This is a genomic window from Flavobacterium sp. 3HN19-14 (assembly GCF_051373205.1).
Lineage (GTDB): Bacteria > Bacteroidota > Bacteroidia > Flavobacteriales > Flavobacteriaceae > Flavobacterium.
The window spans coordinates 1,298,959-1,317,047 of sequence record NZ_JBPPZT010000001.1 but is presented as its reverse complement, the minus strand read 5'-3'; the positions used below and the strand labels follow the sequence as shown (position 1 = coordinate 1,317,047).

Below are 18,089 nucleotides of genomic sequence, written 5' to 3'. Positions count from 1 at the left end.
GTAGTAAAGTTTAAAGTCGAAAGTCGAAAGTCGAAAGTTGCCTGTTTTGCGCAGAAGTTCCCCAACTCAAACCCCGATATTTTAATTTGTTTCCGTAAATTGAAACATTTTATAATTTTGTTCGTATAACCAATGATTGCTTTTAAAGCAGGCACAAAAATAGGACTTTTTAAAATATGTCTAAAGTAAAATATTACTACGATTCTGAAAATCTGGCATACCGGAAAATTACGGTAAAAAAAAGAAAGCGATTTGGTTATATCGCTTTGTTTTTGCTGGCTTCGGCGTTGTTCGGAACTTTGAGTTTCATCGTTTTGCTCAACACGCCATTTTTTGAAACACCGAAAGACCGTTTGCAGGCGCGTGAAATCGACAATTTGCAATACCGTTACAATCTCCTCAATAAAATGGACCAGATTGATGAAGTAATGGCGAATCTCGAAGAGCGAGACAACGATCTATACCGCGTATATTTCAACACATCGGCAATTCCGATGAACAGCGAAAAGCCGGATTTGGCGGCGTCAACCGATATAAGGAACTCGAAGGTTACAACAATTCTGAACTCGTCATCAACACTTCAAAACGCGTTGATGTACTTTCGAAAGAACTCGTCGTACAATCCAAATCGCTTGACGAAATCATGAAACTGGCGAAGGAGAAAGCGAAATTGTTATTGGCGATTCCGGCTATTCAGCCTGTAAGAAATGAAAACCTCAAAGCGATGGCTTCGGGATTCGGTTACAGAAGCGACCCATTTACCAAAATCAGGAAATTTCACGCCGGAATGGATTTTACCGCAAAGACCGGGACTCCGATTTCGCAACCGGAGATGGCGTTGTAGAACGCGCAGATAACACCGCGTCAGGTTACGGCAATCACATCGTCATCAGGCATGGCTTTGGCTATGAGACTTTGTACGGACATTTGAGCAAATACAAAGTGCGCGCCGGAGAAAGCGTCAAACGTGGCGACATCATCGGCTATGTGGGCAGCACCGGAAGATCCGAGGCACCGCATTTGCATTATGAAGTGCACAAAAACGGCGAAGTCGTGAACCCATTGAACTTTTATTACGGAAATATTTCGGCGGCAGAATACATTGCCATCTCTAAATTAGCTCACCAGGAAAACCAAGCACTCGACTAATGCAAATCAACCTTTCACCTGACAAAAGATATTACAGCATTGGCGAACTGGCCAAGGCTTTCGACGTAAATGCCTCATTGATCCGTTTCTGGGACAAGGAATTCGACATCCTGAAACCTAAGAAAAACGCCAAAGGCAACAGGATGTTCACACCTGAAGATGTCAAAAATCTGCAACTGATTTACCATTTGGTAAAAGAACGCGGCTTTACACTCGAAGGCGCAAAAACGCATTTGAAGGAAGGCCAGAAAAAAACACTTGATAAATTCGAAATTATCAGCAAGCTCGAAGGTATTAAAGTACAACTGACTAACATTAAAAATCAGCTGTAAAACTCAATATCAAAAATTCAATTTCAAATATTAAAAACAACCAGTAAATTAAATAAAATCATGAGAAAATTTTTGCCTTGGATTATCGTTGGAGGAATCGTATTAATCCTCGTTTTTTGGGTTATCAGTGTAAAAAACACAGCGTTGCAATACAGTCAGGCGACAGGAAAAGAATGGGGAAATGTTGATGCCGCTTACCAACGACGCAACGACCTCATCGGCAATCTTGTAAATACCGTAAAAGGAGCTGCCGATTTTGAAAAATCTACTTTAACCGCAGTAATCGAAGCGCGTTCTAAAGCGACTTCTGTAACGGTTGACCCAACTAACATTACTCCTGAACAACTGGCACAATACAGCCAGGCACAAAGCGGCGTTACAAGTTCATTGGGAAGGCTTTTAGTCACTGTAGAAAAATATCCTGAATTAAAAGCCAACTCTAATTTCCTGAAATTGCAGGACGAATTGGCCAGTACGGAAAACCAGATTCTTACCGCAAGAACGAGATTCAACGAGTCGGTTGAAGCTTACAACGGCTATGTTCTTAAAACTCCAAATAATCTTGTCTTGGGAAGCTATAAAGAAAAGGCGTTTTTCAAATCTGTTGAAGGTGCCGACAAACCGGTAGAAGTAAAATTCTAAACGATGTCTGAAAACAAATTTCTGACAGAAACCGAAGAATCGGAAATCGTAGCGGCCATTCGTCTTGCTGAAAAAGAAACTTCAGGCGAAATTCGCGTACACATCGAAAAAACCACTTCGATGGACACTTTTGAACGCGCCAAAGAAGTTTTCAGCTTATTGAAGATGGATGAAACTGCACTCAAAAACGGTGTTCTGATTTATCTCGCTGTGGATGACAAAGCATTCGTAGTTTGTGGCGATAAAGGCATTGACGATATTGTAGGTGATGATTTTTGGGACACAACCAAAGAAGTCATGGCCGGGCATTTTAAAAACGGTGATTTCAAGCAAGGTCTTATCGAAGGAATTGCACGTGCCGGTAAAGAATTGCAACGCTATTTTCCTTGTGAGGATGACGATCAGGATGAATTGTCTAACGAAATATCCAGAGGAGAATGATACAAAAACTAAAATATCTGTTGCTGACATTCCTTGTCAGTGCCATTTTTACTCAGGTTGCTCAGGCGCAATTCCAGATTCCTGAAATACCAAAACTACAGACAAGTCTTTATGATTATGCCAATCTGCTAAACGCTGACGAAAAAACAGCTTTGGAAGAAAAGCTGATTCGTTATTCTGATTCAACTACCACGCAAATTGTCGTTATTACTATCGATGACCTCAAAGGCGAAAACATAGATCAGCTTGCAACGAACTGGGGACAAAAATGGGGAATTGGTCAAAAGAATGAAGACAATGGTGTTTTCATACTCGTAGCCAAAAATGACAGAAAAATCGCTCTTCATCCCGGTTATGGTGCAGAGGAAAGACTTACTGCCGGTATTTGTGGTGAAATTATACGAAATACGATTACGCCAGAATTCAAGGCAGGAAGTTATTACAACGGATTGAACAAAGGCGCTGATGCAATTTTTGATGCACTTAAAGGAAAATATAAAGGCGAAAGAAAAAGTGATTCAGGCGGAAAATTCCCGTTTGCGATTTTAATCTTTATCGCGATCATCATTTTTGCAATCATCAGTCGCAACAGACGTGGCGGTGGCGGACGCGGAAATAGTTTCGGAGGGGGAGGTGATTTCCTTACCGGAATGATAATCGGTAGTCTGAAGCAGCCGTGGTTCAGGAGGTTTCGGTGGCGGATTTGGCGGTGGCTCTTCAGGAGGTGGAGGTTTCGGCGGCGGATTTGGCGGCGGAGGTTTTTCCGGCGGCGGTTCGAGCGGAAGCTGGTGATTCAGTGTTCAGTGTTTAATGTTTAATGTTCTAAATAAAAACAACAAAGCCGGAAGTAATATTGCTTCCGGCTTTTCTTTTATAAATTATTTTGAAGGCTGGTTACGGCGCCCTGTCCGATGACTGAGCACTGATTACCGAACACTACTCCTCCCCCATTTCCCAAGGGTTTTTCTTCTTCCCGCCGAATTTTTCAATTTTATACGAAAGCGAAAACATCACATAGCGTTTTAAAACGGTGTTCTGCATATCAGTAATCGCTTCCGGAGAAATGCTGCGTGTGGCATTGGTATTCTGGTTTAATATATCGTAAACCTTCACTTTTGCGAGCAATTTATCTTTGAAGAAGTTATAACCCAGACTTGCATTCAGCAGGTAAAAATCTTTCTTAAATCCGTCCGCAATGTTCGAATTGTAGGTATATCCGAAGTCATTCCCGAATACCACATGGTTCCATTTCACAGTCGTTTCTGCCTTAACAACATGCCTGAAAGTTGAAGATTTATCGATTGAATAATTAGAAAAATGCGTAATGTTATACGTATAATTATAAGATGGCTGAAATGTCAGAATCTCGCCATACTCATATGTAAGATGTGCATTCGGCTCAAAATAAAAGCTCTTTGACTGGAATAAGCTATTGTTGGTAAGGCCTTTACTCAACGTATAACCATCATTCATACCAAAATCATAAGTGAATTTATGCTGCTCTTTCTTGATTGATTTACTAAGGTTGAAACCTAAAAACACATTGAACGTATTGTCAATGTTTTTATAAGTCATCACGTTGACAAGGTTTTGCTCATCGAGTTTACTCGCCATGATGATTTCCTGCTCCTGAAAATTAGCACCTCCGTAAAAATAAGAACCCGATTTTGTCGCCCAGTCATAGTTGTTATAATTGAGGTAAATATTGTGCCTCTTCGCGGGTTTTAAATCTGCACTCCCTAAAATCTGTGACAATGGCTGCGTCTTATCAACAATAAAAAGTTGTTCAACGCTCGGCAATTCCACATCATAGTTATAATAAACATACGCCGATTTAGATTTGTCGATATTGTAATTCAACCATCCGTCTGCATCAGCATAAACATAATTTTTGTCCATCGCCGTTGTATTGCCTTTATAAAGTTGGCTTGTTTTATAAGTCGTAAAAACCGAACCAAGCGTCATTCCGAAACTATATTTTTTCTTCCTCAATGTCAACCCGACTGAAGGCGTGATATTTGTCGACTTCCCATTCAACCCATACGACAGCGTATCGACATAAGTCGTATACTGATTGGTCAAACCATCGCGATTGAACGTATTTTTGTCGACGCTGTTTTTCTTCCAGTTGAATGCCGTCCTGATAGTCACACTTAATGAATCGGTAATCGGTTCAGAGTAGCCGATGCGGCTGTAATATTCATCATGCTTCGTAGCGTCATTAGCCCGCTGGTGGCGAAAATCATCGTCTTTATCCGGATCCTGAAAATAAAATGTCTCAGAATTAATCGTCGAATTAGCATCAGATTTCTTGTTGGTATTGTTAAAAGCAACACCTAAGCTTCTGCCTTTTTTCTTGAATTTTCGGTTCAGGTACATCTCATTTTCAAAACTCTCCGAGTTATTATTCGAATCATTATCGCCGCTGCTTCGGTACACAAGCCCTATGTCATTTGTCGCCGAGCTTGCCGATACACTTTTACTTTGCGCCCTGTTCTTCAATAATTTCGGACGAATGGACAAAGTCGTCAGTGAATCTATTTTATATTGAATATCAAAATTCAGGTTATGCCCGTCGCTGAACCTATCGGAATTACCTTCTGATTCCGATATATAAGATTTAGCAGGTTCTGTTGCTGTTGCAGCAATAAACCTTTGCGTCCGGTTTTTAAAAACGTTGCTGGTTTTGGCATTCGTATAAAAATAACTGCCGCTCGTCTCGATTTTCTTGAGATAGGTGTCTGCGTAATTCAGTCCGACGATACTCGAAAGCGTAATCCCGTTTCCGGAGCCGAATTGCTGCCCGTCAATACTAAAACTGCCGTCGTTGCTCATGTATACGTTCCTTCCGCCACCCATGGAATCAAAAATCTCATCCATCGAAAAGCCGATCGAATTCACATTATTGGAACCGCCGAGAAAACTGAATTTCTGCTCATCTTTAAAATAATTGATAAGGCCACTGGCTTCGTACCGGTCGTTCGACCCTTTTCCGGCGCCGAATTTCCCGAACAATCCTTTGTTCATGTCTTTCTGGATCGTCAGGTTGATGGTTTTCGTATCGGAACTTGCCGCTTGTCCCGAAAGTTCTTCTTCTTTGGTTTTCGTATCTGTGATCTGAACTTTATCAATGATTTCAGAAGGAAGATTTTGCGTCGCAATTTTGCCATCCTTCCCGAAAAATGGCTTTCCGTTCACGAGAATATTGTTGACTTCCTTTCCGTTGACTTTTATCTTGCCTTCAGGCGAAATTTCAACGCCGGGAAGTTGTTTCAGCAAAGCTTCGACATTGGCATCATCGCGCACTTTAAATGACGATGCGTTGAATTCGAGTGTATCCTGCTTGATGCGAATTGGCGGCGCTTCGCTTTTGACAACAACTTCATTGAGGTCTTTCGCGCTTTCTTTTACGGCAATCGTACCGAAATCTTTATCGGCTAAAAGTTCAGTGATTTCCTGTTTGTAATCCTGGAAACCGACGAACGAAACCTTCAGGAAAACCGGCTGTTTGATTTTTTTCGTTGTAAGCTGGAAAGTGCCATTTTTACCCGAAATCGTATAATCAACAATCGTTGAATCCTTCGAAGAAGTGATGTAAATGGTAGCAGATTCTAAAGGGAGTTTCGAATTTTCCTCGATGATTTTCCCTTTGATGGTAATAGAACTCTGTGCGGATGAAGTAAAGGCGAGGAACAAAAATACAAGGCAGAGATAAATTCTGGTCATAGATTGGTTAGGTTTTAGGTTGTAATTATTAACCGCGAAATAAGTGATTTAGTATTTAATGAAATAATTTCTTACAGAAAGATTAACAAATTGATTTTTGCAAAAAAAAGTCGTTGCTTTTTTGTATGGAATTTGGGTTCAGGGTAAAGGGGCAGGGTTCAAGAATGTAGTTTTCCTGAACCCTATGCCTTTTACCCTAAACCAAAACCTATTTTTTTATAACCCGAACAGGTTTAACAGAAGTATTAATTAAAAGATAGCTTCCTTTCGCCAATCCATCCGGCAATTCAGAAAAACCATCAGATAACTGTATTTTTTGTACGGTTTGCCCAAGCATATCCACAATTTGAAATTGTGTTGCAGTTGGAATTCCTTCAACAAATAATTTCCCTGAAACGCTCTGCATAATTTTCGGTGTAATGACTATCGGATTTTCAACTGACAGATTCTCTTCTGCAAAAAGCCATTGGTATAAAGCGCCAAATTCGCCGCGCCAATAACTTTCGGTATGTGTGCCGTAGGTGTCGAATTTCGTATGGGCATTCGATGCAGCCAATCCATCAGCGAGTAAATCATCACGCACTGAATTGATATCAGGAACCATATCTGAATCTTCATTCGTGCCTGCAACAAAATACATACGATGGTTTTCAAGTGCTGCCACATTCGACAAATAACTTTCCATCGATGACAAAGCAAACCAATAGGCCGGACTCATCGACCCCACTTTCCTGAAAGCTTCCGGATGTTCGCACGCGCCGTAAGTCGCAATCAGCGCGCCCATCGAACTTCCAATCAAAGCATTCATCGAAGCCTCAGGTTTTGTACGATAATTTAAATCGATGTAAGGCTTCAGTGTTTCCGCCAGAAAAATCTGCATAATCATCACCGTCACCGCCGCCGTAATTCGGGTTTATCCATGGTGAATATTCGTTGAGCCTTTCGCCGCCGCCATTGTCGATTCCGACTACAATCGCACCATAATCACCGTTGGCAAATAAGGTATTGAGCGTTTCATCAACCTGCCATTCGCCTGCAAAAGACGTCATATTATCAAATAAATTCTGCCCGTCCTGCATGTACAAAACCGGGTATGTTTTGGTGGTCGAATTATAATCAGGTGGCAAATACAGCCAAATCCTGCGATTACGATCAAGTTGCGGCATATAAAAAGCGCTGTTCAGCATTTGTACATTCGAAGCTGCAGTGCTTGTTCCGGTACCGCCCGTATCTTCCCAGGATTGTATCGTAAGGTTGATGGTTTGCGGCGTTCCTGTGAAAGTAAAAGTACGGTTGGGAAGATAGCCGCCTGTCGCATTGCCTTCAACAGTGCCCCAGCTGCCGCGTGTGAATTTGAATTCTGCCGTGCCGCTGCCTTCGGGAATTACAATTTGTCGGTTGCCGAGTCCATCAGGCTGCAATATATAAGACGTATCTTCCGGATTCCACGAATTGATGCTGCCAGCGATATATACATCTGCACCGACCGGCGTATTCGACGGAATCGAAGTCACCTTAATCGTCACCTGTGCCGAAGTTATTAATGGGAAAAGAAACAAAAAGTATAGTTTTTTCATCTGCTGTTTTTTACAAATGTATTGTTTTTAGGTAAGGAAAGAAATTTTGGTTGTGAAAAGCAAAAACACGAATTAAATCTGTGGAAATTAATGCAATTTGTATTAAACAAAAAAACCGGCAATCAAATTACCGGTTTCTATATGTCAATCTGAAAAACTGATCACCGAACACTGACTGAACACCGATCACTACTTCTCCCGAATATAAATATCAATCGGAACGCCCGAAAAATCCCACTGTTCCCGGATCTTATTTTCAAGGAAACGCTTGTAAGGCTCCTTCACATACTGTGGCAAATTTGCAAAAAACACAAATTGTGGCGTTGGCGTTGGCAATTGCATGCAATATTTAATCTTCACGTATTTTCCTTTGAGCGATGGCGGCGGATAGCCCTCAATCACTTTCAGCATAAAGTCGTTGAATTTTGAAGTCGGAATCCTTTGGCTGCGGCTCTCGAAAACTTTTACGGATGCCTCAAGCGCTTTCAGCAAACGTTGTTTCGTAAGTGCAGAAACGAATAAAATCGGCACATCGGTAAACGGCATCAATTCTTCACGGATTTTATTTTCATAATCGCGCGTCGACATCGTATCTTTTTCCACCAGATCCCATTTATTGACGAGGATAACAACGCCTTTGCGGTTCTTTTCAGCCAGCCAGAAAATACTCTGGTCATGCCCTTCAAAACCACGTGTAGCATCAATCACCAGGATACAAACATCAGCGTGCTCAATAGCACGCACCGAACGCATCACCGAATAAAATTCTAAATCCTCTTTCACTTTTGCCTTACGGCGAATTCCCGCAGTATCAACTAAGTTGAATTCGAAACCAAAACGGTCAAATTTTGTATCGATGGCATCGCGCGTCGTTCCTGCAATATCGGTCACGATATAGCGATCCTGCCCAATCAATGCGTTGATGAAACTCGACTTCCCTGCATTCGGACGGCCTACAACGGCAAAACGCGGCAACTCGACTTCTTCCTGAACAGGTTCCGGCTTTACCGGAAAAGCATCAATCAGCGCATCAAGCAATTCACCTGTTCCACTTCCGGAAATACTTGCGAACGTATAATAATCGCCGAGTCCGAGGTTATAAAATTCAACGGCGTCTTTCTCGCGCATTGCATTGTCTACTTTATTCACGGCCAGTAAAACCGGCTTGGTCACTTTGCGCAGTAATTTTGCCACGGCGTCATCCATCGGCGTGATGCCTTCCTCAACGTCAACGACAAAAATAATCACATCGGCCTCGTCAATGGCGAGCTCGACCTGTTTCCTGATTTCGCCTTCGAAAACGTCTTCCGACCCGCGCACATATCCGCCGTATCGATTACCGAAAACTCTTTCCCATTCCATTCGCTCTTGCCGTAATTGCGGTCACGGGTCACCCCTGAAACCGAATCGACAATCGCTTCCCTTCTTTTGATCAGCCTGTTAAACAGCGTTGACTTTCCTACATTCGGACGGCCAACTATGGCTACTATGTTGTTCATTGTATTTTATTTACTTCGTCAGTTCGGCCTTAAATGGCCTCGTGTGGGTGCAAAGGTAGGTTTTTTTGGCGGGAGGTGAAAATTAAGTCTTTTATGAATTTCTACATGCCACAAAATACTTTTGGAAATATTTAGAAATGGACAGATAATTATTCTAAAGCCTGCAATTATTAAGCAAATTTGTTGAACGCTTAATTGTCTTCTGCATATTTACCAAAATAATCCGGCAACTTCAACGTTATAATACAAACCTAAAACCGATGAAACCAATTAAATATACCATACTTTCGACTTGTATGGCACTGCTTTCAGCCCTGCTTTTCAGTTGTTCCGCCGAAAATGACGACACACCGCAAACATTTACGACAACCGTCAAAGGCCATGTCGCCGATATGCAACGGGGTATTCCTGTAGCGAATTACAAAATCGCCGTCGAGAGTTCTAAAATTTGCCAGGGAAGCGACGGCGGTACCTACATCTGTGCCGAAATTGTTGCATCTGTACTGACAGACGCCAATGGAAATTATGAAATTACTTTTGAAGCCGCCGCCGACAAGGAATATGGCATTGACGAAAATTATGATGCACCTTACATTTCCGAAGATTCCGGTATTTCAGGCGCGATGACCAAAGGCGCGCTCAACATCCGCAACATCAACGCTTGGAAGCCCGCAATCCTGAAACTCAACCTGCACATTACCAACAATAACCATTCGCCGCTTCGTGTCGACAACGAAGTTATCGGGACTGATATTTTCGGATGGCAATCTACATTTTCAGAACCTGCACTAGATACGATTATTTATATGCCCACAAAACCTGACGCCGATGTGCAGTTACAGTTTCATTACGTCACAGGTTCGTCGAATGCCGACTTCCACATCCGGAAAGAAATACTGCACTCGAGCCTCGACACACTTAATCTTGAATACAATGTTGATTGCTCCGCTTTCTGACAAAAACAAAACATAATCCATAAAAAAGCCCGGCACAAACCGGGCTATATTATTTTCAAAAACTCAGGCATTACTGATTATACCCAAACCGCTTCAATTGCCGCTCATTGCTGCGCCAGTTCTTATTCACTTTCACATACAATTCAATATGGATTTGCTTGCCGAAGAACTTTTCAAGATCGGCACGCGATTCAATGCCTACTTTCTTCAACGCTGCGCCTTTGTGGCCGATGATGATGCCTTTCTGCGTGTCGCGTTCGACCATAATCAGCGAACGGATCCTGATGATGTCGTCATCTTCAAGGAATTCTTCCGTCTCTACTTCTACCGCATACGGGATTTCTTTGTTGTAGTTTAAGAGGATTTTTTCACGGATAGTTTCATTCACGAAAAAACGTTCGGGCTTGTCGGTCAGTGTATCTTTCGGATAGTAAGGCGGGGAAGCCGGCAACAGTTCAATGATACGGCTGAAAACCTCTGGAACATTAAAATTCTGCAATGCCGATATCGGAAAGATTTCTGCATTCGGCACTTTTTCCGTCCAGAAAGCTACTTGTTCCTCGAGTTGTTCCTGGTTCGAATTGTCAATCTTATTGAGCAACAGCAAAACCGGAATCTTCGCATGAACGATCTTATTGAAAAACGCCTCGTCTTTTAAATCCTTTTCTCCAATTTCGACCATATAAATCAATATGTCTGCATCTTCAAAAGCCGATTTCACGAAATTCATCATGGATTCCTGCATTTCATAAGCAGGCTTGATGATACCGGGCGTATCAGACAAAATTACCTGAAAATCGTCGCCATTGACAATTCCGAGAATCCTGTGGCGCGTCGTTTGCGCCTTTGAAGTGATGATAGACAAGCGCTCGCCAACAAAGGCATTCATTAAAGTTGATTTTCCTACGTTCGGGTTTCCGATGATATTGACGAATCCTGCTTTGTGATCCATAGCAACAGCTTTTAAAGAAAAAAGCCACTCATTTCTGAATGGCTTTAATGTGATTTTAGTAGCGGGAACTGGACTCGAACCAGTGACCTTCGGGTTATGAGCCCGACGAGCTACCTACTGCTCTATCCCGCGATGTTCGGGTGCAAATATACAACCAATATTTGTAAATGCAAGGGTTTTTACGAAAAATTCCAAATGACAAATCACAAACACCAAATAATATCCAAAAAGACAATTTTTAAAACGCCATATATTTGAAGTTTAAGCGTTTGTAATTTGGGATTTAAATTTTGGAATTTAAATTTCCTTAAGAAATTTCGCTACATTTGAGCAACAAACAATAAAAACATATATTATGGAAATCAACTGGATTGCTGTACTGGTTGCAGCGTTGTCAACATTTGTCGTTGGCTTTTTATGGTACGGAACTGCTTTTCGGCAAAGCCTGGATGCGCGAAAACAAATTCACCGAAGAAGAAATGAAAGGCGGTAATATGTTTAAAATCTTCGGATTTACATTCCTTTTCACTTTTATGCTTTCTTTTGTCATGCAAATGCTTACCATTCACCAATTCGGCGCGTTGGGAATGATTGGCGGCGACCCGTCACTTCCGGGCATCAAACCATCATATGCCGCTTTTATGGCTGATTATGGAGACGCCTTCCGTACATTCAAACACGGAGCATTTCACGGAACAATGTCAGGCATTTTCATCGCCTTACCTATTGTAGCTGTTAACGGATTATTTGAAAGAAAATCCTGGACGCACATTTTCATAAATGCCGGTTACTGGATTGCATGTATGATTATTATTGGTGCTATCGTTTGCGGCTGGAAATAATTATTAACGATTCATTTTTACAAAATCAATATAATCGCCCTACTTTTGCAGGGCGATTTTTTTTCATTTGAAAACAACGATTTCCCATAAAATATTTGAAACTGCCGCGGCGCTTCCTGAAAATTGGAACGCCCTATCGGACGGCAACATTTTCCTTACGCGCGATTACCTCGAAGTGCTTGAAAAATCAGCGCCGGTAAATATGACCTGTCATTTTATCGGGTTATTTGAAGAGGAACAGCTTGTTGGCATTGCGCTTTCACAATTTCTCGATTTGAATAAACTCGAATCTTTCGGCGAACGCGACCGCTGCATTCGCACTTCCGTTCGGAATTTCATCTTCAAGACTTTCGCTTCACACGTTTTATTCATCGGAAATAATATGCTGACAGGCCAGAATGCCTTTTCTTTTGATGAAAAAATCAACAAAACCGAGGCGTTATCGGCATTAAAAGCCGCATCGGAATCGGTGAAGAAATTATTCAAAAAAAGAAAACTCACCGTACATATTACGACTTTCAAGGATTTTTTGCCCGAAGAAACAGCAGGTTTCAAAAAAGCCGGATATGCTGATTATTATAAGTTTACAATACAGCCGAATATGGTTTTCACCATCGACCCGAATTGGAAATCAGAACAGGATTACATCAATGCGCTTTCGAAAAAATACCGCGACCAGTACAAACGTGCGCGCAAGAAATCTGAAGGCATCGAAAAACGAAAAATGCACCTTGAAGATATTATCGCTTTTGAGGAAACTATTTATAAATTATACATGCATGTAGCCCGGAATGCGCCATTCAATACGTTTCTGCTTGCGAAAAATCACTTCAGTACTTTCAAGCGATTGCTCAAAGACCAATTTCTTTTTTATGGGTATTTCGTCGAAGAAAAACTAATCGGCTTTAATACACTTATTAAAAACGGCAACACGATGGACACGTATTTTTTGGGGTATGATGATAGCGTGCAAAAAGAAAAAATGCTTTATTTAAATATGTTGTATGACATGATTGCTTATTCTGTCAACAAAGGTTTTTGCCAGGTAATATTTGCCAGGACAGCATTAGAAATCAAAAGCTCTGTTGGTGCACAACCGATTGAAATGTATGGTTTAATTCAACATCGAAACAAGCAAATCAACAAAAGGATTGCCAAAATATTTGATTACTTAGAACCGAAAACGGAATGGAAAGAACGCAATCCTTTTAAATAGTCGAAAGTCCAAAGTCGAAAGATTAAAGTCTATGTGCTCCTTTCGACTTTTGACTTTCAACTTTCGACTCAAATAAAAACCACCGATTCTCACCGATGGTTTTTTCTTTTCAGCGCAATTTTCTTTTTATTCAGATACAAAACATTCTTTTTCATTTTTATGGCACTAAGCGCCGGATTGGATTCAGAATATTCATCATCGTCTTCATCTTCATCGTTGCTCAGGTGTTTATTGATCATCAATCGCGCCATCAGGTAACTTATCGTCGATTCGGCGCCCTGGTTCAGGTTGACGCAATTTTCTTCGAGCCCGTCATAACAGCCTCCCGTACACGGATTGTAAATGATTTGCTGCAGGTGGTTGTTCCCCAAAAACCAATTGAAGGCGATTTCCATTTTATCAACATACATCGGATTTTTGAATATATCGTGGAATTTCCGCAAAGCGATAATCGTATAGGCCACATCAATTGGCTGTTCGCCAAAATCTTCACGTTCTTCGCCTTTCAGCATCCAGCTTCTGTTCGAAATCACTTTTATCGCATTTTCGCTGAAGGTATTTTTAAGCAAGAAATCAAATGACTCTTTTGCAATATCGCGGTAAACGAAATCACCAGTTACGGCATAGGCGCATAAAATTGCTTCCGGAATTACGCTGTTGGCGTAGGTGAGGTAACTTTCGAACCATTTCCAGTCGGCACTACTTTCGTGGCGGTACATCTGCACGATTTTATCAGCCAATACTTTTATGTATTTACGCACTTCTGTATGTTTCTCGTGGCGGTTATAATAATACAACCCTTTGATGATAAAGGCCATCGCGCGTGTTGAGTCGAAGTCGTTGCAACATCCTGAAATAGCTTTATGAAAAACCATTTTCGCTTTTATCAGGATTTCTTCCGGCAGGATGTGGCCTAATGAAATGATATATCCCAATGCCCAAATTGCACGTCCGTTTGAATCTTCTAAGCTGTCGACAGCATTTTGATCGGTGAAATTTTTATTGAAATCCACATAATTCAGGAATTTTCCATCTGCCTGCTGGCAATACTCAATAAAATCAAGATAAATATGGATGTAAGTCAAATCTGATTCTTCGAATGTCAATTTATAATGCTGCCCGATGGCAATCATCGCGCGCGCATTATCGTCAAGCGTATATCCTGAATTTACGTCAGGCTGATTGATTTTCGCAAACTGGAACATCCCGAAGTCGGTTGTCATTTTCTTGAAATGCTCGAGATTGATTTCCGGATTCCTGTAGTGTAAATCTGCTTTCTGTTTCGGAATTCTTCATCAGTTCTTCAAACAATTTCGCATGTGCTACAGCGGCATTTTCCCAAGATGTCGGCGTAATTTTATGCAATCCATTCAGGATGATTTCTTTTTTTCTTTTCACATCGAAAAGCAAAAGATTTACAGCCGCGGCCAATTGGTCGGAGTTATCGAAATCGAATAAAATTCCGGTATCACCATCTAAAACTTCTTTCGCATGCGGAATCGGCGTCGAAATAATCGGGCAGCCGCAGCTCATTGCATAAGAAAAAGTACCACTTACGGCTTGATTCGGATCTTTAGACGTAAAAAGGTAAATGTCTGTAAGTTGTAAATATTCCAACAACTCATTTAACTCGACATATTTATTGATGAACATCACATTATCCTGTAAACCCAAAGATTCTACCATCGTCTCGAGCATATTTCTATAGCTTTCGCCTTGCTCTTTCACAAGTGTCGGATGCGTTTTCCCGATAATCAGGAATAAAACTTCAGGTTTGGTACGAACAATCGCAGGAAGCGCTCTTAAAGTCGTTTCGATACTTTTCCCGGCCCTAATAATCCAAAAGTCGATAATATTTCACGACCTTCAAAACCATATTTCTTTTTCAGTGCATCTTTGTCGGCATGCGCTACTAAGTGCGTTCCGTGTGCGATTACTGTAATTTTATCATTGTCATATCCGTAATCACTTACCAATAAAGACGCTGCGTGGTTGGTCATTACGATTACCGACTGCACGTGTTTTAAAATTTCGATGACGTTTTGCTTGAAGTGCTCGTTCGGATTTGGCAATACCGTATGGAATACGATAGAAATAGGTTTTTCGAGCGCAATCAGGAAGTTGATAAAATCAGCTTCGTTTTTAGCATAAAATCCAAATTCATGCTGGATTACAACCAGCTGGATTTTATCATTCTGGTTGATTTCCGCAGCCAGATCTACAAATGAATTTTCATGTGAAGTATCTAAAATATATTCTACATCATCATTATCATAATGGTGGCGCTCATTTTCATTTTCAAGCGCGCAAATCTTAATATCGAATGAATGATGGAATTTCGCATTCATAGCCGCAATCAAATCTTCAGAATACGTTGCAATGCCACATTGTCGCGGCGGAAAGCTCGTGATGAATAAAACTTGCGGCAATTCACCTTTTCTCAGCGGAAATTTAATCTCGTTTACAGAGCGCACAGTTGAAAGTCGATTCGGTTTTATTAATGTGGTTTTCATAGTTTGCGTATTATCTTTTGTATTAATTTTTAATTGCAAAAACGACATCAACAGCTGCCGTTTTCATAATTGTAAAATTGATTCTTTTACAAAAGACTTTCGTTATACGACTTTCATAATAAGTTACACATAATGCATATTTGTCATGGGTACAGGACGCTTGATTCAGGGTATAGGGTTTGGGAGCCGGAAAAATTCGACTTTCCATGAGAAAGAAAATAATCTTGAACGAAATTTTTTAAAAACCAATTATCGGAGCCCGAAGTAAAGACAAACTTAAAAGTATTCTGACACTCTCAAACAGAGCCCTGAACCCTACTGAACCGCCACCTTCATCTGCTTATGCAAAATGTGAATGTCCAATACAGATTCCTCTCCGCAATATTCTCCGTCAATCTGAAAGCTGACCGGAATTTCTGTAGTAATTTCAGCCTTGTCTGTAGTAATGATTTCGACATCACCGGAATCTAAAGGCATATTGCCGGAAATGATTTTTCCGAAAACAATCAGGTCGAGGTTTTTGAGGATAACGATTTCAAATTTACCGTCGTCCATTTTTCCGGTTGGGTTGATGGTAACGCCGGTTCCGTATTTTTGGGAATTGGCGATGACGACCATTCGCGCAACGCATTCGGTAACAGTTCCGTTGGCTTTAACCTTTACATAAAACGGTGGCTCTGCGTCTTTTAAAGTCGTAATCGCCTGCAACGCATAACCAATCATCCCACGCACATTAGAGTTTTCGTAGTTTTTAACGAGAAGTGCATTCAACCCCAAATCGCTTAAATGCAGGCTTTTTTATTGTTGATAGAAATCATATCAATTTCCATCGCATCACTATGAAAAGCAATCGGCAGGTTTTCTGCAATGGTTGCAGGTAAATTCAAATCGACTGACAATCCGTTTGCAGAACCGGCCGGAATGATTCCGAAAATCACATCCTGATGTTGCAATGCCTCACCTGCCATTTTTATCGTTCCATCACCACCAGCAATTAAAACGCGGTGCGGGCGGTGCTTTTCGAAAAGGTTTTTGAGTGCTGATTCGTCATTTTCACCTGTAGTTTCAAAGGTGACGATTTTGATTCCGGTTTCTTCTGCATATGCTTCAACAGCCGAAATCATCTCGGTTTTATCAACGTCGCCTGAAATCGGATTGACAACAAAGATGTATTTCTTTTGTGCGTTCATAAGCTTATCTGCCGATAATTTCGTAATTTGTTATACCGAAACTCAAATGTATAAAATTTTATGAAGCCAGTTTTAAAATTATACCGCGGCTATGCAAATGAGCAGGAACTGATTGTAATGGGCAGCGTTTTTCGGCCAACGACACAGGAAGATTATGATTTCCAGAAGAAGAAATTCAAAAATGCCCGTTCTGTAATCAGGATGTTTCGGATAAAAACACAAGCAAACGCTGATGTCTATTTAGAGCACGGCGACAAGAAAATACATACCAAAACATTAGACGACGGGTTCTTTAAGTTCTGCATTCCGCTCAGTGAAGATGTCGGTTATGGATGGCACCGATTATCGCGTAAGCATTTTTTACAATAACGAAGAAATCACCGCAAAAGGCAGTTACATACGTCCATACGAAGGCAATTTGGGTTTTATTTCCGATATCGACGACACGTTTTTGGTGTCGCATACGCGGAATGCCTTCAAGAAATTATATATCTTATTGTTCCGAAATGTGAATGACAGGAAGATTTTCGACGACGTTGTGCCGCATTATCAGGCTTTAAGCACCGCCGGAAGAAACAAAAAAGACGAACAGAACGCATTCTTCTATGTCTCAAGCAGCGAATGGAACCTGTACCGTTTCATCATACAATTCACCGAACTCCACCAACTGCCAAGAGCAGTATTGTTATTAAAAGACATCAAAACCAGCCTCACCGATTTTTTTCTTACGGGAAGAGGCGACCACAACCACAAATTCGACAAGATTAAGCACATCCTCGAATTCTACCCACATTTACAATACACTTTACTCGGCGATGATTCGCAGCACGACCCTTTTCTTTACGAAGACATCTGCAAGATTTTTCCCGTAACGGTTAAGGCAGTCTACATCCGCCAGATTGGCGACTACAAAAAGAAAAAGCCATCGAAGCCATCAAAAACATGGAAAGCCTTGGAGTTTTTGCCTGCTATTTTAAAGACAGCAGCGAGGCGATTGCGCATTCTAAGAAGATTGGATTGATTTCTTGATTTCGGGCGTTTCCTGCGGGTCGGG

General features: G+C 41.2%; 18 protein-coding genes, 1 tRNA gene and 2 pseudogenes. 10 read left to right on the top strand and 11 right to left on the bottom strand.

The window, feature by feature from the left end:
- Window positions 1–176: 176 nt before the first annotated feature.
- From ACSLFW_RS06875 to ACSLFW_RS06855, 5 genes and pseudogenes are all read left to right on the top strand, one after another.
- A pseudogene (locus ACSLFW_RS06875) lies at window positions 177–1,149 on the top strand (M23 family metallopeptidase).
- Window positions 1,149–1,481, top strand: coding sequence for a MerR family transcriptional regulator (locus ACSLFW_RS06870; protein ID WP_436555159.1), 333 nt, complete (start codon window positions 1,149–1,151; stop codon window positions 1,479–1,481). Before ACSLFW_RS06875 ends, ACSLFW_RS06870 begins: the two are co-directional and overlap by 1 nt.
- Window positions 1,482–1,541: 60 nt before the next feature.
- On the top strand, window positions 1,542–2,123 hold the full coding sequence (locus ACSLFW_RS06865) for a LemA family protein (protein WP_436555158.1): 582 nt from the start codon (window positions 1,542–1,544) through the stop codon (window positions 2,121–2,123).
- 3 nt (window positions 2,124–2,126) lie between these two features.
- The gene (locus tag ACSLFW_RS06860) at window positions 2,127–2,564 is read left to right on the top strand and encodes a TPM domain-containing protein (protein ID WP_436555157.1); all 438 of its coding nucleotides are present in this window, start codon (window positions 2,127–2,129) and stop codon (window positions 2,562–2,564) included.
- Window positions 2,561–3,382: a TPM domain-containing protein gene (locus ACSLFW_RS06855; RefSeq protein WP_436555156.1), complete on the top strand. Its 822-nt coding sequence runs from the start codon at window positions 2,561–2,563 to the stop codon at window positions 3,380–3,382. Before ACSLFW_RS06860 ends, ACSLFW_RS06855 begins: the two co-directional genes overlap by 4 nt.
- A gap of 118 nt (window positions 3,383–3,500) precedes the next feature.
- Here the strand turns inward: ACSLFW_RS06855 and ACSLFW_RS06850 are convergent, their stop codons facing one another.
- The 4 genes and pseudogenes from ACSLFW_RS06850 to der form a co-directional block, all read right to left on the bottom strand.
- Entirely contained in the window at window positions 3,501–6,290 is a 2,790-nt protein-coding gene (locus ACSLFW_RS06850) for an outer membrane beta-barrel protein (protein WP_436555155.1), read from the bottom strand.
- 208 nt (window positions 6,291–6,498) lie between these two features.
- A complete protein-coding gene (locus tag ACSLFW_RS06845; RefSeq protein WP_436555154.1) occupies window positions 6,499–7,170 on the bottom strand; it encodes an alpha/beta hydrolase-fold protein in 672 nt (223 codons plus the stop codon).
- Entirely contained in the window at window positions 7,106–7,867 is a 762-nt protein-coding gene (locus ACSLFW_RS06840) for an alpha/beta hydrolase-fold protein (RefSeq protein ID WP_436555153.1), read from the bottom strand. Before ACSLFW_RS06840 ends, ACSLFW_RS06845 begins: the two co-directional genes overlap by 65 nt.
- 189 nt (window positions 7,868–8,056) lie before the next feature.
- Window positions 8,057–9,366 (bottom strand): annotated as a pseudogene (gene der, locus ACSLFW_RS06835) (ribosome biogenesis GTPase Der).
- A 260-nt stretch (window positions 9,367–9,626) separates the two neighbouring features.
- On the opposite strand from der, the gene ACSLFW_RS06830 reads away from it, so the two are divergent.
- A complete protein-coding gene (locus tag ACSLFW_RS06830) occupies window positions 9,627–10,322 on the top strand; it encodes a hypothetical protein (RefSeq protein ID WP_436555152.1) in 696 nt (231 codons plus the stop codon).
- A 70-nt stretch (window positions 10,323–10,392) separates the two neighbouring features.
- On the opposite strand, the gene era is transcribed toward ACSLFW_RS06830, so the two are convergent.
- Complete coding sequence (gene era / locus ACSLFW_RS06825) at window positions 10,393–11,274, bottom strand: GTPase Era (RefSeq protein ID WP_436555151.1); 882 nt, start codon at window positions 11,272–11,274, stop codon at window positions 10,393–10,395.
- Between the two features lie 59 nt (window positions 11,275–11,333).
- Window positions 11,334–11,406, bottom strand: a tRNA-Met gene (locus ACSLFW_RS06820).
- A 239-nt stretch (window positions 11,407–11,645) separates the two neighbouring features.
- On the opposite strand from ACSLFW_RS06820, the gene ACSLFW_RS06815 reads away from it, so the two are divergent.
- On the top strand, window positions 11,646–12,116 hold the full coding sequence (locus ACSLFW_RS06815; RefSeq protein ID WP_436555150.1) for a DUF1761 domain-containing protein: 471 nt from the start codon (window positions 11,646–11,648) through the stop codon (window positions 12,114–12,116).
- A gap of 67 nt (window positions 12,117–12,183) precedes the next feature.
- Complete coding sequence (locus ACSLFW_RS06810) at window positions 12,184–13,332, top strand: 8-amino-7-oxononanoate synthase (protein WP_436555149.1); 1,149 nt, start codon at window positions 12,184–12,186, stop codon at window positions 13,330–13,332.
- Window positions 13,333–13,421: 89 nt separating this feature from the next.
- On the opposite strand, the gene ACSLFW_RS06805 is transcribed toward ACSLFW_RS06810, so the two are convergent.
- From ACSLFW_RS06805 to ACSLFW_RS06785, 5 genes are all read right to left on the bottom strand, one after another.
- Window positions 13,422–14,555, bottom strand: coding sequence for a hypothetical protein (locus tag ACSLFW_RS06805; RefSeq protein WP_436555148.1), 1,134 nt, complete (start codon window positions 14,553–14,555; stop codon window positions 13,422–13,424).
- Window positions 14,506–15,120 carry a glycosyltransferase gene (locus ACSLFW_RS06800; RefSeq protein WP_436557390.1) on the bottom strand — a complete coding sequence of 205 codons (615 nt, stop codon included), beginning with the start codon at window positions 15,118–15,120 and terminating at the stop codon, window positions 14,506–14,508. Before ACSLFW_RS06800 ends, ACSLFW_RS06805 begins: the two co-directional genes overlap by 50 nt.
- Window positions 15,121–15,134: 14 nt before the next feature.
- The gene (locus tag ACSLFW_RS06795; RefSeq protein WP_436555147.1) at window positions 15,135–15,845 is read right to left on the bottom strand and encodes a hypothetical protein; all 711 of its coding nucleotides are present in this window, start codon (window positions 15,843–15,845) and stop codon (window positions 15,135–15,137) included.
- A gap of 315 nt (window positions 15,846–16,160) precedes the next feature.
- Window positions 16,161–16,622, bottom strand: a complete 462-nt coding sequence (locus ACSLFW_RS06790) for a diacylglycerol/lipid kinase family protein (RefSeq protein WP_436555146.1) — start codon at window positions 16,620–16,622, stop codon at window positions 16,161–16,163.
- Window positions 16,623–16,627: 5 nt separating this feature from the next.
- Window positions 16,628–17,035, bottom strand: coding sequence for a diacylglycerol/lipid kinase family protein (locus tag ACSLFW_RS06785; protein WP_436555145.1), 408 nt, complete (start codon window positions 17,033–17,035; stop codon window positions 16,628–16,630).
- A 60-nt stretch (window positions 17,036–17,095) separates the two neighbouring features.
- On the opposite strand from ACSLFW_RS06785, the gene ACSLFW_RS06780 reads away from it, so the two are divergent.
- Both ACSLFW_RS06780 and ACSLFW_RS06775 read left to right on the top strand, forming a co-directional pair.
- Window positions 17,096–17,404, top strand: a complete 309-nt coding sequence (locus tag ACSLFW_RS06780; RefSeq protein WP_436555144.1) for a hypothetical protein — start codon at window positions 17,096–17,098, stop codon at window positions 17,402–17,404.
- On the top strand, window positions 17,355–18,056 hold the full coding sequence (locus tag ACSLFW_RS06775; protein ID WP_436557389.1) for a phosphatase domain-containing protein: 702 nt from the start codon (window positions 17,355–17,357) through the stop codon (window positions 18,054–18,056). The genes ACSLFW_RS06780 and ACSLFW_RS06775 overlap by 50 nt, the downstream gene beginning before the upstream one ends.
- Window positions 18,057–18,089 lie beyond the last annotated feature (33 nt).

Bases quoted from the DNA above. Each gene is read 5' to 3' on its own strand.
- ACSLFW_RS06845 (WP_436555154.1), bottom strand. From the start codon at position 7,170: ATGCAGATTTTTCTGGCGGAAACACTGAAGCCTTACATCGATTTAAAT.
- ACSLFW_RS06780 (WP_436555144.1), top strand. From the start codon at position 17,096: ATGAAGCCAGTTTTAAAATTATACCGCGGCTATGCAAATGAGCAGGAA.
- ACSLFW_RS06860 (WP_436555157.1), top strand. From the start codon at position 2,127: ATGTCTGAAAACAAATTTCTGACAGAAACCGAAGAATCGGAAATCGTA.
- ACSLFW_RS06870 (WP_436555159.1), top strand. From the start codon at position 1,149: ATGCAAATCAACCTTTCACCTGACAAAAGATATTACAGCATTGGCGAA.
- ACSLFW_RS06775 (WP_436557389.1), top strand. From the start codon at position 17,355: ATGTCGGTTATGGATGGCACCGATTATCGCGTAAGCATTTTTTACAAT.
- ACSLFW_RS06865 (WP_436555158.1), top strand. From the start codon at position 1,542: ATGAGAAAATTTTTGCCTTGGATTATCGTTGGAGGAATCGTATTAATC.
- ACSLFW_RS06830 (WP_436555152.1), top strand. From the start codon at position 9,627: ATGAAACCAATTAAATATACCATACTTTCGACTTGTATGGCACTGCTT.
- ACSLFW_RS06840 (WP_436555153.1), bottom strand. From the start codon at position 7,867: ATGAAAAAACTATACTTTTTGTTTCTTTTCCCATTAATAACTTCGGCA.
- ACSLFW_RS06795 (WP_436555147.1), bottom strand. From the start codon at position 15,845: ATGAAAACCACATTAATAAAACCGAATCGACTTTCAACTGTGCGCTCT.
- ACSLFW_RS06805 (WP_436555148.1), bottom strand. From the start codon at position 14,555: ATGACAACCGACTTCGGGATGTTCCAGTTTGCGAAAATCAATCAGCCT.
- era (WP_436555151.1), bottom strand. From the start codon at position 11,274: ATGGATCACAAAGCAGGATTCGTCAATATCATCGGAAACCCGAACGTA.
- ACSLFW_RS06785 (WP_436555145.1), bottom strand. From the start codon at position 17,035: ATGAACGCACAAAAGAAATACATCTTTGTTGTCAATCCGATTTCAGGC.
- ACSLFW_RS06855 (WP_436555156.1), top strand. From the start codon at position 2,561: ATGATACAAAAACTAAAATATCTGTTGCTGACATTCCTTGTCAGTGCC.
- ACSLFW_RS06850 (WP_436555155.1), bottom strand. From the start codon at position 6,290: ATGACCAGAATTTATCTCTGCCTTGTATTTTTGTTCCTCGCCTTTACT.